General features: G+C 36.1%; 13 protein-coding genes, 1 other RNA gene and 3 pseudogenes. All 17 read right to left on the reverse strand.

From position 1 onward, the window contains the following. Window positions 1–22: 22 nt before the first annotated feature. Window positions 23–1116, reverse strand: a pseudogene (gene mnmA, locus THESIDRAFT1_RS11730) (tRNA 2-thiouridine(34) synthase MnmA). A 46-nt stretch (window positions 1117–1162) separates the two neighbouring features. Next, complete coding sequence (locus THESIDRAFT1_RS11735; protein ID WP_003868830.1) at window positions 1163–1612, reverse strand: RrF2 family transcriptional regulator; 450 nt, start codon at window positions 1610–1612, stop codon at window positions 1163–1165. Window positions 1613–1700: 88 nt separating this feature from the next. Then, window positions 1701–2117, reverse strand: a complete 417-nt coding sequence (locus tag THESIDRAFT1_RS11740) for a VOC family protein (protein ID WP_004396498.1) — start codon at window positions 2115–2117, stop codon at window positions 1701–1703. 379 nt (window positions 2118–2496) lie between these two features. Next, window positions 2497–3561: an ornithine racemase Orr gene (gene orr, locus THESIDRAFT1_RS11745; RefSeq protein ID WP_004396502.1), complete on the reverse strand. Its 1065-nt coding sequence runs from the start codon at window positions 3559–3561 to the stop codon at window positions 2497–2499. A 16-nt stretch (window positions 3562–3577) separates the two neighbouring features. Continuing rightward, window positions 3578–4923, reverse strand: a pseudogene (locus tag THESIDRAFT1_RS11750) (GlmL-related ornithine degradation protein). After that, complete coding sequence (oraE, locus tag THESIDRAFT1_RS11755) at window positions 4907–7111, reverse strand: D-ornithine 4,5-aminomutase subunit OraE (RefSeq protein WP_003869788.1); 2205 nt, start codon at window positions 7109–7111, stop codon at window positions 4907–4909. The pseudogene THESIDRAFT1_RS11750 and the gene oraE overlap by 17 nt, the downstream one beginning before the upstream one ends. After that, entirely contained in the window at window positions 7101–7475 is a 375-nt protein-coding gene (locus THESIDRAFT1_RS11760) for an ornithine aminomutase subunit alpha (RefSeq protein WP_003869787.1), read from the reverse strand. Before THESIDRAFT1_RS11760 ends, oraE begins: the two co-directional genes overlap by 11 nt. After that, window positions 7472–8884 (reverse strand): 2-amino-4-oxopentanoate thiolase subunit OrtB, encoded by a 1413-nt coding sequence (gene ortB / locus THESIDRAFT1_RS11765; RefSeq protein WP_006570480.1) that lies wholly within the window; start codon window positions 8882–8884, stop codon window positions 7472–7474. Before ortB ends, THESIDRAFT1_RS11760 begins: the two co-directional genes overlap by 4 nt. After that, window positions 8877–9182, reverse strand: coding sequence for a 2-amino-4-oxopentanoate thiolase subunit OrtA (ortA, locus tag THESIDRAFT1_RS11770; RefSeq protein WP_004396513.1), 306 nt, complete (start codon window positions 9180–9182; stop codon window positions 8877–8879). The genes ortB and ortA overlap by 8 nt, the downstream gene beginning before the upstream one ends. 1 nt (window position 9183) lies before the next feature. Then, on the reverse strand, window positions 9184–10224 hold the full coding sequence (gene ord / locus THESIDRAFT1_RS11775) for a 2,4-diaminopentanoate dehydrogenase (protein ID WP_006570481.1): 1041 nt from the start codon (window positions 10222–10224) through the stop codon (window positions 9184–9186). A 235-nt stretch (window positions 10225–10459) separates the two neighbouring features. Further along, window positions 10460–10828: a thioredoxin gene (trxA, locus tag THESIDRAFT1_RS14355; RefSeq protein ID WP_049753480.1), complete on the reverse strand. Its 369-nt coding sequence runs from the start codon at window positions 10826–10828 to the stop codon at window positions 10460–10462. Next, window positions 10829–11131, reverse strand: a pseudogene (gene trxA / locus THESIDRAFT1_RS14360) (thioredoxin); the annotation flags it as partial. Between the two features lie 102 nt (window positions 11132–11233). After that, a complete protein-coding gene (locus THESIDRAFT1_RS11790) occupies window positions 11234–11500 on the reverse strand; it encodes a metal-sensitive transcriptional regulator (protein ID WP_003869782.1) in 267 nt (88 codons plus the stop codon). 76 nt (window positions 11501–11576) lie between these two features. Continuing rightward, the gene (locus THESIDRAFT1_RS11795; protein WP_039929572.1) at window positions 11577–12287 is read right to left on the reverse strand and encodes a tRNA threonylcarbamoyladenosine dehydratase; all 711 of its coding nucleotides are present in this window, start codon (window positions 12285–12287) and stop codon (window positions 11577–11579) included. A gap of 16 nt (window positions 12288–12303) precedes the next feature. Further along, window positions 12304–12486: non-coding RNA, 6S RNA (gene ssrS / locus THESIDRAFT1_RS13080), on the reverse strand. 66 nt (window positions 12487–12552) lie between these two features. Next, entirely contained in the window at window positions 12553–14331 is a 1779-nt protein-coding gene (aspS, locus tag THESIDRAFT1_RS11800; RefSeq protein ID WP_003869780.1) for an aspartate--tRNA ligase, read from the reverse strand. A 14-nt stretch (window positions 14332–14345) separates the two neighbouring features. After that, window positions 14346–15602 (reverse strand): histidine--tRNA ligase, encoded by a 1257-nt coding sequence (gene hisS, locus THESIDRAFT1_RS11805; RefSeq protein ID WP_006570483.1) that lies wholly within the window; start codon window positions 15600–15602, stop codon window positions 14346–14348. Window positions 15603–15647: the final 45 nt, after the last annotated feature.

Here is a 15647-nt window from a genome sequence, read left to right on the forward strand (position 1 = left end):
AAATGCACACTTTTTGTGTGCACTATCTCACCTTTTTTTCAATTATTCCTCCTCCTACTACTACATCTTTATCGTAAAAGACAACTGATTGTCCTGGAGTTATAGCTCTTTGAGGTTTTAAAAATTTTACTAATACTTTATCTTCTTCATATGGCTTTATTATAGCCTCTTCTTCTTTAGCTGTATAGCGTATTTTTGCAGTTACCTTCATTTCCTTTTCAAGTTTTTTAATGGAAATAAAATTGTTATTTGAGGATATTAGCTCCTCTCCCCACACATCTTCTTGATGTCCAACAACAACCACATTGTTTTTCACATCTATATCCACGACGTATAAAGGTCTATCAGAAGATAAACCCAATCCTCTTCTCTGACCAATTGTATAGTGTATTATTCCTTTATGATACCCTAAAAATTTACCGTGAACATCTCTAAATTCTCCTGGCTTTATTTCATCTTTAACTTGCCTTTTTATAAATCCGCTGTAATCATTATCTGGGATAAAACAAATTTCTTGACTCTCTGGCTTTTTAGCAACAGGTAGCTTTAACTCCTCTGCCAAAGCTCTTATTTCTTCTTTTTTGTAATTTCCTAAAGGGAAAAGAGCATGTTCTAACTGCTTCTGTGTCAAACGATATAAGACATAGCTTTGATCCTTAGAAGAATCTATACCTTTTTTAATAAATATCTTTTTGTTTTTTCATCATAGTCTTTTCTGACATAATGGCCTGTAGCAATGTAATAAGCTCCCAACTCAAATGCTTTCTCTAGAAGCTCTCCAAATTTTATTTGCCTATTACACAATACACAAGGATTAGGAGTCCTTCCTTTTAAATATTCATTGATAAAATAATTTACTATTTTATCATAAAAGACTTCACTAAAATCAACTGTGTAATGAGGTACTCCCAACATCTCTGCAACTTTTTTTGCATCTTGTGTAGCTCTTAAAGAACAACAGCTCTTATCGCTATCAAAAGCTTTAGCTTCATGGTCTACCCATACTTTCATTGTAAGGCCTATAACATCAAATCCTTCTTTTTTTAAAAGATATGCAGCTACAGAGCTATCTACTCCTCCACTCATTCCAATTGCTACTCTATTGTTTATCTCCATATTATATATAAAATCCTCCCCTAAAAGTCCTAAAATTATTATTTCCCTAAATGTAATACATAAAAGCACTTTTTTGATTTAATCGCCTGTAATCATCCACCATATCCTGTAAAGTAATAGAGTCTATCACTTTATTTATACTGTCTCTTATTCTTTCCATCACCAACTTCGTCGGACAACCTCCTGCTCTGCTGCACTCAAAAGGAGTATCTTCCAAAACGCAATCTGCAGGAGCCAGTGATCCTTCCAATGTTCTTATCACATCTCCAACGGTTATCTTATCAGGAGGAGCTGCTAGCATATATCCTCCCTGTGCTCCTCTGACACTTTTCACAAGGTCAGCTTTTCTAAGGATTGCTATAAGCTGTTCTAAATAATGCTCAGAAAGTCCCTCATTTTCTGCTATAGTTTTTAAAGAAATCGGGCCCTCCCCGTAGTAAAGGGCTAATTCAAACATAGCTTGTATCCCATATCGACCTTTTGTAGATAGTTTCACGATTATCCACCCCTGAATTCCTACTATTTTACCCGGATTTCAACAAAAAGAATACCACTTAAAAAAGTGGTTGTCAACACTTAATTTTCTATAATTCTTTTGCTTTATCTTGCAAAGAACCCGGCATTATTTGCATTAGTTCTATTCTATTTCCATCAGGGTCTTCTATCCAATATTGATAATTTCCATCTGCTCCCATCATAGGCTGCCCCTTTATTTCCAAGCCTCTCTTTCTTAGTTCTTCTAATGTAGCAAAAATATCATCTACATGTAGACACAAATGTTTAAACCCTATCCTTTCATCTTCATCTTTTCCCTTGTCTATCCCTCCGGGGAAAAGTTCAATGAATTGTCCTTCCACCACTTTTAAGTACACAAGCATTAATTCTCCATTTTCATGGTTAAGCCTAAAAGCTTCTTTTAGTCCCAATTTGCCACAGTAAAATTCTAAACTTTCATCAAGGTCTTTAACTTTGTAGGCTACATGTCCTAACCCTATTATCACACTAAAACCTCCCAAAAATATTATTCCTTTTTATTTTTATTATAACAGTAAATTAATGTTTTTCATAATACAAAAAGAGGCTTATTTTTTACGCCTCTTTAGACTGTAGACAAACTTTCGTAAAGGAGATATTTTGCATAAGGAGCGACTTGTTACAAAGCGGTAACAAAACTTAGCAAGACCGAGGGTGGAGGCAGGGCCGAAGCCATGGATGGCGGAGGCGGGCACCTTAAGGCATGGATGCCACCTGACGTAGGTACCCTGCCGGAACCCGAAGGTCGAGCTTTAGTTTTGTCGTTTTGGAACATCGGAGCGACGATGCAAAATATCTCCTTTGAATATTTTTTAACTTTGTCAACAAACTGAAGAGGCGTATTTTTTACGCCTCTTCAATGACTTTTTCTACATATTCAGAAGTAGAGCAGGATAAAATCCCACCATATCTCAGCTTGAACTTTATTATATCTCCTACCTTATACGGATATTGGGAATTTGTAACATTGACAATTAAATGGTCACTGCTTGAACCTATTAATTCAATAGAACTGTCCATAGGAATTAGGTCATTCATATTGACATCCTGTTTTCCTACAGCCAAAATTGCCCTTTTCATTATCCCTCTATCCACATATACTTGTCTTTCTCCAAAAGCGTCCATTCCTAATATACCTCGTGGATAAGAAGGTTTTTCTTTTAATTCGACTATCTGTGCTTCTAAAGTAAATACATCGTCATAAGTATGGGGAATTCTGTCTCCAAAAGCCGTTTCCCTACCTAAGACAATAGCTTCTCCTATTCTAAGTTGCGTTATTCCTCTTGGTATGAGACCATTTTGAACTAAGTACAGACTGCTTGAGTTTCCTCCTGAGACTATATCTAAATTCAAGTTGAATTTTTTGTTGATAGAATTTTTTATTTCCACAAGCTCTTCTAATATATCTGGCGTAGGAATAACCGAACCATAACAAGTTAAATTAGTACCTATTCCCCTTAATCTTATACCTTCTAGTTTTACTATTTGTTCTACTATTGGAATAACATCCTCTTTCAATACGCCCTCTCTCAAATCCCCTAAGTCTACCATTAGGATTATTTCATGAATTTTCCTTTGTTTTTTTGCCTCTTCCGATAGGCTTTTTATTGTATCTATTTCTGAGTTTAGGCTTATATCTGCATATTTTATAACTTCTTCCACTTCACTTTTCATGGGAATTCGAAGAAGCATTTTAGGTACCGGTATATGTTGTAATTTTTTTAAATTTTTGATTCGAGAATCTCCTAAGATTTCCACTCCACCCTTTACCATCGTCTGTGCTACTTCTGGAATAGCACAAAAAACTTTTGTAACACCTACTACCTTTATATTTCTCTTTTCACACAAATTAACGATAGTTTGCGTATTTTTTCGAAGTTTTTCTAAGTTTATTCTCAACAAGGGATACACTTAATCTCCCCCATTTCTAAATGCCAAAGCTATTTTTGATTAATTTCAAAGCTTCGTCAGGATATTTCTTAGACAAAACACCACAAGCCGCCATGATATAATCTCTGTCAATTAAAACTTTTGCCGATGAAGGAGGATAAAGCTCTTTTCCACTTCCTCCATCATTTATATTTTCTAATAATTTTTCTCCTCCTTCAAGTCTTGAAAATATTCCACCGGTACCTATTATCCATTTAACATTTGTCAAATCTCTTCCTTCCACATAAAAGGTTCTTCCTGTAGGTCCAAAATAACTGCTTAATTTACCTGCGTGACGCTTTACTGCCACTTCTAATGCCTTGCTTGCAAGATACAACACAAATTCTTTTTCTTCTTCTTTTTTTGGGGTATTGGCTTTATATTGTTTATTAGTTCATCTGCATTACTGAATTTTTTATATATATCCTCTCCGCACAAATCAAATAAATTTCTTGAATTAACAAAAACCCCTAAATCCCCCTCTACTGTGCGTTTAGCCAAAGGCTCTGGATTTACAGTTATTTTTTGTATTTCATCGCTTCCTTCAGTAACAGAATGAACATCTGTAGTAGCTCCACCTATATCGACTGCCATCAAATCACCTATGTCATTGTAAAGAAGTATAGCACATTCCATGACAGCACCTGGCGTTGGGATTATATTTCCTGTCACCAATTCTTTTACTTTACTCATACCTGGCGCTGTTACAATATGCTTTTCAAAAACTTTCTGAATCATTTTTCTTGTCGGTTCTACATTTAAATTATCAATTGATGGATAAACATTGTCTACAATGTATACTTCCTGACCGGCTTCTTGAAAAATGTGGGAAATTTCTTCTCTATTTTCTATGTTGCCTGCATAAATTACTGGCACATTTAATTTTAATTCCGCCAATTTTTCTCCATTATAAAGAGCAGTTTCTCTATCTCCGTAATCCACTCCACCTGCTAAAAGTATTATGTTTGGTTTTATTTGTTTTATTTTTTCTAAATCCGTTCTTCTCAGTTTTCCTGCTGTTATAAGTTTTATATTGGCTCCTGCCCCAAGGGCAGCCTCTTTAGCTGCCCTTACAGTCATGTCGTAGACTAAGCCATGTACAGTCATTTTGAGGCCACCAGCAGCACTGCTACAAGCAAGCATCTCACTATATACAAAATCTCCAATTTTATCTTTTAAATTCTCAATAGCCCCCACAAGACCAATATTCACATCCCCATCTAAGACTGTGGTAGGAGCCATCCCCTGACCTATAAAAACAGGATCACTGCCCAGAACAAAAGCATTTACAGTTGTCGTAGTACTTCCAATCTCGGCTACAAGTATGTCAATTGTTTTCCTCATTTTCCTTTTCCCTTCTTTTTTTAACTAAAAAACTTGCCACTTGATTTCCTTTTGTACCTCTTCCAAATCCTGCATCAAAGCCAACACTTTTAGCAAGGTCGTTTGTAATTTGCGTACCTCCACCTACTAAAATTACTTTATCCCTTATTCCCTTTTCTACACAGAGGTCGTGAATTTTTTTCATATTCTTTATATGGACATCATCATGGGTTATTATAGTGCTAACTAAAATAGCATCAGCATTTTCCTCTATAGCTGCATCAACTAACTTTTCTACAGGACAAGAAGTACCAAGGTAAGTAAATTTTATGCCGTATTTTTCAATTCCACCGTGTTTTATGTCCAAAATCTCTCTTAAGCCCACAGAATGTTCATCATTTCCTACAGTTGCAGCAACCACCTTCATAGGCTTTCTCTTAATATCTTCTTCTATTTCCTCATCTGAAAGTATTTCCTCTTCCGGCGGTATTTCTAATTCATTTTTGTCAATAGAAAATTGAACACGCCCTCTTACTTCCACGTACGTTCCCTCTGCAGGATGCATTGGAAGTTTACCTAAAACGACTACATCAGTAAGCCCCAGCTTTTCTGCGTATTTAATAGCCGCGTATTCAGCAGTCCTTTCATTTACAGGCAAAAATAGGTTCATGCTTATTATGCCGTCTCCTGCCCATTCAACTTCTGGCTTTATTTTATCTCCTTTTCTGTACTCAACAGTTTCTTTCAATCTATTTTCTACATTGTCATTCTCATCTAATTCGTCTATATAATGGATTTTCTCATGCTTGCAAAGAGTACATCCATCTATTAAATCGCAAGGTTTATTAAGCCCTTCTGGCAAATTGTTATATCCAAAGTGAGAGCATACTGGTGCAATATAGTCTTTATCTCTTTTGTAAACAGTACCGGCGCCAATACCGCCATTTATAGTTCTTACAATGCCATCTCCATTTCTCTCTGGATAATAGCCTGAATCCACAAAGAAGCCTTCTTCTACTGCCTTAAAGTATCCTCCAACTTCTAAAATTTCCTCCATAAAGAGAATAGCTCTCATTTTTAATTCTCTGACTTTTTTCCCTAACTCCCCATCAAAATTGAGTTTTACCATCTCTTTTAGACCGTCCATGCCGATAAGGGCTTGTTTAGCAGTGTTTATTGCGTTGATATTGTTGTAATGCCATGGGACATTTCTTCCCTCATCAGGAGTAATAGTACTTTGTATATCTGCTGAGGTCAATCGAGATATTAAAAGGTTAAGCACATGTGTTACAGTTGCTTCTCTCATATCGTGTTCGATATACTTTGTGTTCATTTGCGCTCTCATTTTATAATCTTTAAAAAGCTGCCTCAAAGCTACTGCATACGGCAAATCCAAACGTATGGAAGGAGTTGGTGGAGCATTTGGTGGCACTGTAGATAAGGCTATGTTTTCTGGTTTCATTCCTACTTTTCTCGAATAAAGTGTATTTATAGCGTGCTGAACTAAAAGTTCAGGCATAACTTTCCATCCATATTTTGCTGTTGCATTGGCATTGTGAGCACCATCAATTTGAAGTATATTAGCATCTGCCATTATTTTCTTAGCAACTGCTGCATCTACAAAAGACCTTACCATGTTTATATTTCTATAAAGGACATTGTACTGAGGGTCTTGATGGGCACCATTTACCCCTTCTTCAGCGAACATAACAGCTACTTCAGGACCGGCTATCCCACTTACATAAGAGTGAAAGTTTATAGGCCTACCGACCTCATCTTCAATTAAATCCAATGCTTTTCTCGTCGCTCTTATTTGTTTTCTCGAAATAGGAACTCCTCCTACACCTTCAGGTGTTCCTTCAATGAGTCCATCAAAATGGCTTTGTCCTAACGTTCTAATAACCATTATGTGGTCTGCTCCATGCCATGCTGCCATTCTCATGCGCCTTATATCATCTTCAAACCTTCCTGAAGCTATTTCTGTGGTTATCACACAATCTGGCTGAGGGTCAATGTTTCCAAAGTGTTTTGCAGCAGGTAAAGGAATACTGTTTTTAAGTGGTTTTGAAACCTGATAATACTCAAAATCGCCAATTTTGTGTTTACCTACATCCTCTCTCCAGTGCCATCCTCTTCTCCTAGGCACATATTTGTCCAAATCCTTTAAAATTTCTTCAATATCTATTTTTTTATCCTTTTCAAGCTTCATTTTTACTAGCCTCCCTTGCTATATCATCAAGCACCTCCAAGTACTCTCCATTAGCTATGGATTTTCCGGCAGTGAGGTAATCCTTTTTAACCCTTTCTGCAACTTTCAACACAATATTTCCTGCTCCTTTTGGCAAAAGCCCTCTTTCCTCAATTCTGTTTACAATCTCCTTTGCCTCAATACTAGAAAAACCCATTCGTAAAAGCACAGAACGCTCAATGGATGGAGATGTGTGATAATATGCCAACTCTATCAAAGGATCTACAATTTTTTCTGCCAATTTCCAGAAATATGCGTCTAATTCTTCATCTGTCATGTGCTTTAAGTGTTTGCTTCTTGTTTCAAAATCATCTTCTCGTCTCATACTAACCCTCCATTCTGTAATTCTGAAATTACTTCTTTCACAAATTCTTCACTGGACTTAGTATCTTCTGCTAAAAACTTGATGTCCTCCTCTTTAGGCATTATTCCAAAATGTTGGACACAGTTTTTAATATAGGATTTTTTCAAATTTGAAAGATTGACTTCTCTTGCCTTTATCATAGAAGGATGTTCAGGCAAAATTATATTTTGTCCTGGTATCTCATCATCAGGATTTCCTACTAGAATTTTTATGCCGTTTTGCATAGCAAAAGTAAGCTGAGCCGTTGGATTTTTACCTGCCCCTGTATATTCTGTCTCCTGCACCACTATTATCTGGTCATTTTCCATTTGCTGTGCCAAACTGAAAGCTGCCGCTAAAGAGGTATTTCCCGCTGGTCCTCTTTCTAAACCTTCTAATTGAGCTAAAAGCTCTGTCATGTAAAAGACTTCCCCTTGCTTGACAAGGTAATACCCATCCATGTACCTTAAAGGCCTTGCAGCATTTCGAGGCACATCTGCTCTATCCGGCCAAGTCGCAAAAGGAATTCCAAATCCTGTATGTCCCGTCGTAAAAGACTTTCTATTAAAATCTTTATCTGAGGCCATGTGAAGCCCTGTCAAATCAACACTTGCTCCGTACACCTTTGTATGAGTAGCTCCTGCTTTTATAAGTCCTCTCGCAGTACCTGTCAAATTGCCTCCACCGGCATGGGTGGCCACAACAACATCAGGAAATTTGCCAGTCCTCTCTTTTACTTGCTGAGCTATTTCATATCCCAATGTTTCAATACCAGCAACTCCAAAAGGAGTGTACAAAGAAGCATTAAAATATCCCGTCTCTTCTAATAGCATCAAGTTTACATAAAATAATTCCGGTCCAACAGTTAATTGTATCACTTCTGCACCAAATGTTTCACATTTTCTTCCTTTTTCCAATATTTCTGGCTGACCTATACCTCTACTATCATAAGCTTCTTGCACTACGATGCATTTTAAACCTTTCATGGCAGCTTGTGAAGCCACTGCTGCTCCGTAATTACCACTAGTAGCAGCTATGACTCCCTTATATCCCTTTTGTTTTGCGTGATATATAGAAACACTAGCCCGCCTTTCTTTAAAGCTTCCTGAAGGGTTACATGCTTCATCTTTTATAAAAATTCTGGCAGCTTTTCCAGTTGGTGAAACTTTTCTCGCTAATTCTGTTAAATTTTTAAGCTCTATAAGTGGAGTATCCCCTACATTTGCTTCTCTTTGTATTTTAATAATCTCTTCTAATGTATAGCCTGTTTCCTTCATCATTCTTTCATAGTCAAAAGCAATTCCACCTGATTCAAATCTCTCATAATCTATTCCTAAAGATTTTTTCATTATTTCGTTTTTCCTTGCCATTACTTCCTTATACCTACTCATTCTCTTCACCGCCATACAATATCTCTCTTGCTTTTATACCTGCTTTTATAAGCTCAGGAATTGGATTGCCAAAATCGTGAATATGTCGGGGATTTACTTCTACTAAAACTCCTTCCACTATTCGGCCTGTAAAAGTCTTAATTTTGACTGTGTCGCCAATCTCTCCATCTTGTAAAAGTAAACCTTTAACCCACATTGTCAAGGGAGTCTCTTTTGTATCTTGAGGTATATTTTCAGCTCTTTCCTCTGGTTCTAAAATTACCTGTTTAATTTTTACCCAATCGCCTTTTTGAGCCATTTTATCTCCTCCTGATCATATCTCTTGCATTACCCATAATAGCTCTAGGTACCGGCAAATCTAACATTGTAACAAGACCCGGCTCTGCGTTTATGACATGAGGTATCATATTGACACAAAGAGCAATAGTACCTAGACCTCCAGGTATCTCAGGCTTTATAGACAACTTTATATTTGGAGTTCCTTTAATCTCAATATAGTCTCCAGTCTCTACTCCTTCTTTTTGAGGTAATATCTGTTGCGGATGTTCCAATTCTATTTTTACCTCTCCATCTACCTTTCCATACCCTATTTGGCGACATCCAGCAACGTAACCCGGCTCAACTCTTGCATAAGGGGTCTCTCTATAAGTTTTAGAAACTATAGGCTCTCTTGTCTGCTCAATACCTGAAAGTTTCCACCCTAAAGCATCACAAATCATCGAAATAGACTCAGGAAATCCTATATGCCCTGCAACAGTCCCGTTTTTTACGCCTTTTTCAAATTCCTCAGGAGTGAGTCCCACCCCTTGTTCTTCCATAACAGCTTTTCCAAAAGGAGATAAGTCATTAATTCTTACTGCTTTAATGGAATCAACATCTACGCAAACTCCCGTCAGTGCAATGATTAAATAGTCTAATACAAATCCCGGATTTATTCCTGTACCTAAGACAGATACGCCATTTTCTCTTGCAAGTCTGTCAATTTCTTTGGCTAATTCTAGATGTTGTGCAGAAGGATACGCCATCTCCTCAGCAGTTGTAATGACATTGATGCCATTTTCTACCGCCAATTTAATGAGTGGGAAAACCTTTTCTACATAGGAGGATGTAGCAATAACCGCTATATCAGCACTTCCTTTTTTTATAATATCTTGAGGTTCAGAAGTGATGTAAACAGGTTTAGAATTTGTCCCTAAAATTTCATTCAAATCCTTTCCTCTTTTATTTGGATCTGTATCAATTGCTCCAACTATTTCCATTCCTTTTTTAAAAAGTATCATCTTAGCAATACCACTTCCCATTGCACCAAGTCCCCATACAACCACTTTTATGTTTTCCATTCTATCACCTCTAAGAATTTTCTCTATATCTATATTGTATACATTTACTTAAGCTAAATAAAAGCTTTCCCATTCCTTAAAAACCGAAGAAAACCCAATATTAAATTGGGTTTTCTTCGGTTTGCGAGAGTATGCCTTAGTATGTTTCGATTTTCTTAATTTTTTGGAAAATTAAACAATTCTTTTCATATTTATTCAAGGAATAAAATTAAAAATCCTGCATAATGCAGGATTTTTAATTGTTTAAATGCTTTTCTATAAACTTTACAAAGTCTGCTTTAGGTCTTGCTCCTATTATTTTATCTACCATCTTGCCATTTTTGAAAAGTCCTATTGTAGGTATGCTCATTATTCTAAATTGCATTGCCAGCTCATTTTCTTCGTCTACATTAACTTTTCCTACTTTAATCTTTCCTTTATACTCTTTTGCTAGTTCATCTATTATGGGAGCAACTAATCTACAAGGTGCACACCATTCAGCCCAAAAGTCTATCAATACTGGTACATCAGAGTTTACAACTTCTTCTTCGAAATTATCGTATGTAATTTCTACCTCGTCAGATTCTTCTGATTGTGTAGCACCACCATTGAGATGTTTTTCTATAAACTTTACAAAGTCTGCTTTAGGTCTTGCTCCTATTATCTTATCTACCATTTTACCATTTTTGAAAAGCCCAATTGTTGGTATACTCATTATTCTAAATTTCATCGCCAATTCATTTTCTTCATCAACATTAATTTTACCTACTTTGATTTTTCCTTCATATTCTTTCGCCAATTCGTCAATTATTGGAGCCACCATTCTACAAGGCATACACCACTCAGCCCAAAAGTCTATTAAGACTGGTACATCTGAATTTACAACTTCTTGTTCAAAATTTTCAAGTGTAATAACTAATTCTGCCATAAAACCACTCCTATACTTTTATTTCAATTTTATTTTTATACAAAGCAATTGCTTTATACATTTATTATAAAACAAATTGCTCACAAAACCTAACTTTTAAAATCACTTCATAAATTTTATAAATGTCTCAACTAGTTCATCTATCATGTCATCTTGCTTTTCAGTACACATTGCTCCCTTTACACAGCTAGTAGTATAGCTTTTAAGAAGAATTTTGCCAACGCTGTTTATTGCAGACCTAACAGCAGCCACTTGTACCAGTACATCTACACAATAGGCGTCATTTTCAATCATTTTTTGTATGCCTTTTACTTGTCCTTCAATTTTTCTTAATCTTCTCAACAAATCCTCTTTGCTATCTTGGTACATATTATACCTCCCAACCCCATCGGGGTATCCAATGAATAGTATAAAAGTTTTTCACAGATATGTCAATAGCTTTTTGTTATTTTTTTAATAAATCCTTTACTACCTCTGCCGCTAAAATTAAACCTGCTACAGAGGGAACAAAAGAAATACTGCCGGGTACCGATTTTGAAGAAGTTACAGTTTCCTCACTTTGATAGAAATTTTTTAAAGGCTCTTCTTTAGAGTATACCACTTTTAAAGATTTAATACCTCTTTTTTTAAGTTCTCTTCTAACTATTTTTGCCAGAGGACATACACTTGTCTTGTATATATCCGTTACTTCAAATTTTGTAGGGTCTAATTTATTTCCTGCCCCCATACTGCTTATTATAGGAATATTCAACGAAATGCATTTTTCTATCAAATCTATTTTAGAAGGCACTCTGTCAATTGCATCAATCACATAGTCATACTCTTTAGACAAAAGCCTATCGCTATTTTCGCTAGAGTAAAACTCTTTAAAAATAATAACCTGGGCTTGAGGATTTATTTCCAATATCCTATCTTTCATCACTTCTACCTTTGGCCTGCCTATTGTATGAGTAGTAGCATGTATCTGTCTATTTATATTTGTGACACACACGTTGTCCCCGTCTATCAAAACCAATTTACCAACTCCTGCTCTTACTAAAGCTTCAACAGCAAAAGAGCCTACTCCTCCTATTCCAAAAACAGCAACAGTACTGTTTTTAAGTTTTAAAAGCCCTTCTTTCCCTATTAAAAGCTCTGTTCGTGAAAAAATGTCCACACTCTTCCCTCCATAAAAAAACCCCATAGTGCCGTGCCTCCCGGTAGTTTTTGAACCCGGACTCACAAAGTGGGTGCCCTCTTGGCAGCTTCATATTTCCGTTCGAAGACGGCCTATATTCCACTGCCAAAGCCCAGGCTCCCTTATTATTGGTGTTGGCTCAAACTTTCACCGGACCTCACGTACACCACAGGGCTTTTCAGCTTTATTCATCTTTCTATATAAATAATATCACAAAAGCCTCTATTTTTCAACTGGTAAACGTTTATAGGTCTACCTTTATGTGCAATTCCTTTAACTGCTCTTCTGAAACCTCAGAAGGAGCATCTGTCATCAAGCACACTGCATTTTGAGTCTTTGGAAATGCAATTACATCCCTTATGGTGTCGCTTCCCGTTATAATCATTGCAAGCCTATCCAACCCATAAGCTATACCTCCATGGGGAGGAGCACCGTATTTGAAAGCCTCCATCAAAAATCCAAATCTTTCCCACGCTTTTTCTTCGCTAAATCCCAAAACTTTAAACATTCTTTTTTGAAGCTCAGTATCGTGTATCCTTATACTTCCTCCACCAATCTCTGTACCATTTAAAACTATGTCATAAGCCTTTGCCCTGACTTTTAAAGGTTCCTTTTCCAGTAGCTCTATATCTTCATCTTTAGGAGCAGTAAAAGGATGGTGCTTTGCTACATACCTTTTTTCTCCTTCGTCGTACTCTAAAAGTGGAAAATCTACTATCCAAACAAACTCATATTTATTCTCATCAATTAAATTAAATCTCTTGCCAAGCTCTAGCCTCAAATGAGCTAAAGTATCAAAAACTATTTCATCTTTGTCTGCCACAATTAGTAGCAAATCTCCGGCTTCTGCCTCAAGTCTTTCGAGTATTTTCTTCATTTCTTCTTCACTTAAAAATTTAGTAGCAGGAGATTTCACTTCCTTTTCAAAAACTTGTATCCACAAAAGTCCTTTAGCGCCATAAGTTTTTGCAAACTCTACCAGTTCGTCCAACTGTCTTCTTGGCATAGAAGCAGCACCTTTTACATTTATACCTCTGACAGACCCGTTGTTTTTTAAAGCATTCTTAAACACATTAAATTCTGATTGTGCCACTATATCAGATAAATCCTTAAGTTCCATTCCAAACCTCAAGTCTGGTTTATCTGTCCCAAATCTTTCCATAGATTCTTGATAAGATAATCTTTTAAAAGGAATTGGTACATCAATGCCTAAAGTCTCTTTAAATATCTCTGCAATCATTTTTTCGTTAATTTTCAAAACATCTTCTACTTCTACAAAAGACATTTCTATATCTATTTGTGTAAACTCTGGTTGCCTATCTGCTCTTAAATCCTCATCTCTTAAACATTTGGCTATTTGGTAATACTTATCAAATCCAGAAATCATAAGAAGTTGTTTGAATATTTGAGGAGATTGAGGCAAAGCATAAAATTTTCCTGGATAAATTCTACTCGGTACAAGATAGTCCCTTGCCCCTTCTGGAGTACTTTTAATTAAAAGAGGAGTTTCTATTTCTATAAAACCATTTCTGTTTAAAAAATCGCGGACAACTTTAGTTATTTTAAACCGAGTCATCAAATTTTGTTGCATTGAAGGCCTTCTCAAATCTAAGTATCTGTATTTCAACCTTATAGCTTCTGATACATTGCTCCTATCCTCTATTGGAAAAGGCGGAGTCTCTGATTTGCTTAAAATTTTTAAAGTATTAGCATATATTTCAATTTCTCCTGTAGAAATTTTAGGATTTACATTTTCCGGAGCCCTTTTTACCACTTTTCCCTCTATTGCCAGTACATATTCACTTCTTACGCTTTGCACTTTTTCAAAGGCTTCAGAAGAAACCTCATTGCTAAAAACCACCTGCACAATGCCTGTTCTATCTCTTAAATCTATAAATACTAATCCTCCATGGTCTCTTCTCCTTTGCACCCATCCCATTACTACAACTGACTTATCTACGTCTTCAACTGTCAATTCTCCACACATGTGAGTTCTTTTAAGGCCATTTAATTGTTCTCCCATTTAACTCCCTCCGTTTATATATTTTTTATCCTTTGTTCTATCTCATCAATGGATATTTCTACTTCGCTTCCAACTCTCATATCCTTTAATTTAACTTTGTTTTCCTTCATCTCTTCTTCTCCTATTACAATAGCAAATTTCGCATTAAGCTTATTTGCGTACTTCATTTGTGCTTTTAAACTTCTATCCATGTTATCTCTTTCTACTTTTAATCCATTAAATCGCAGTTTATTAGCAAGGGCAAAAGTAAATAATTTTGCTTCTTCCCCAACATAAGCTATAAACAAGTCTACACCTTCAGGTTTAGGAATCTCAATGCCATTTTGCTCTAATGTAATAAGGAGCCTCTCTAACCCCATTCCAAAACCTACTCCCGGCATAGAAGGCCCTCCGCATTCTTCTATAAGGCCATCATACCTTCCTCCACCGCATACAGTCCCCTGAGCTCCGATGTCTTTTGAAATTATTTCAAAAGCAGTTTTGGTATAATAATCAAGTCCTCTCACAATTCTGGGGTCAATTATATAATCATAGCCCATTATATCTAAATACTTTTGTAGCTCTTCAAAATGACTTTTGCAATCATCACACAAATAATCTGTAATGAGAGGGGCATCTTTGGTTATCCTCTGACAACTTTCTACTTTGCAATCCAACACCCTCAAAGGATTTATCTCATATCTGACTTTACAGTCATCACACAAATACTCCAAATTGTCCTTTAAAAAATCCTTAAGTACTTTATTATAATTTTTTCTACAAACAGGACATCCTATACTGTTTATTCTAAGCTCCAAATTATTAAGCCCTAATTTTTTTAATAAAGTCATAGCAACACTTATAACTTCTGCATCTGCAGAAGCGCTTTTAGCACCAAAAATTTCTACTCCAAATTGGTGATGTTCTCTTAACCTTCCTGATTGAGGCCTTTCATATCTGTAAACAGGAGTTATATAGTACAATTTGGTAGGCTGTGTTTCTGCATACAAATTGTGCTCTATAAAAGCTCTTACAGCTGGAGAAGTACCTTCAGCCTTTAAAGTAATGCTTCTCCCACCTTTATCAGTAAAAGTGTACATCTCTTTTCTCACAATGTCGGTTGATTCCCCTACTCCCCTTAAAAACAACTCAGTATGTTCAAAGCCAGGCGTTCTTATCTCTTTAAAACCGTAAACATCACATATCTCCCTTATGAGTCCTTCTATATATTGCCATTTATATGATTCTGAAGGGAGAATGTCCTTTGTCCCTCTTGGCGCTTTTGTAAGCATTTTACCAACTCCTTTTACATTTTCTAAAAACTTTATACATTTAAA

The sequence above is a fragment of the Thermoanaerobacter siderophilus SR4 genome, assembly GCF_000262445.1.
GTDB classification, from domain to species: Bacteria; Bacillota; Thermoanaerobacteria; order Thermoanaerobacterales; family Thermoanaerobacteraceae; genus Thermoanaerobacter; species Thermoanaerobacter ethanolicus.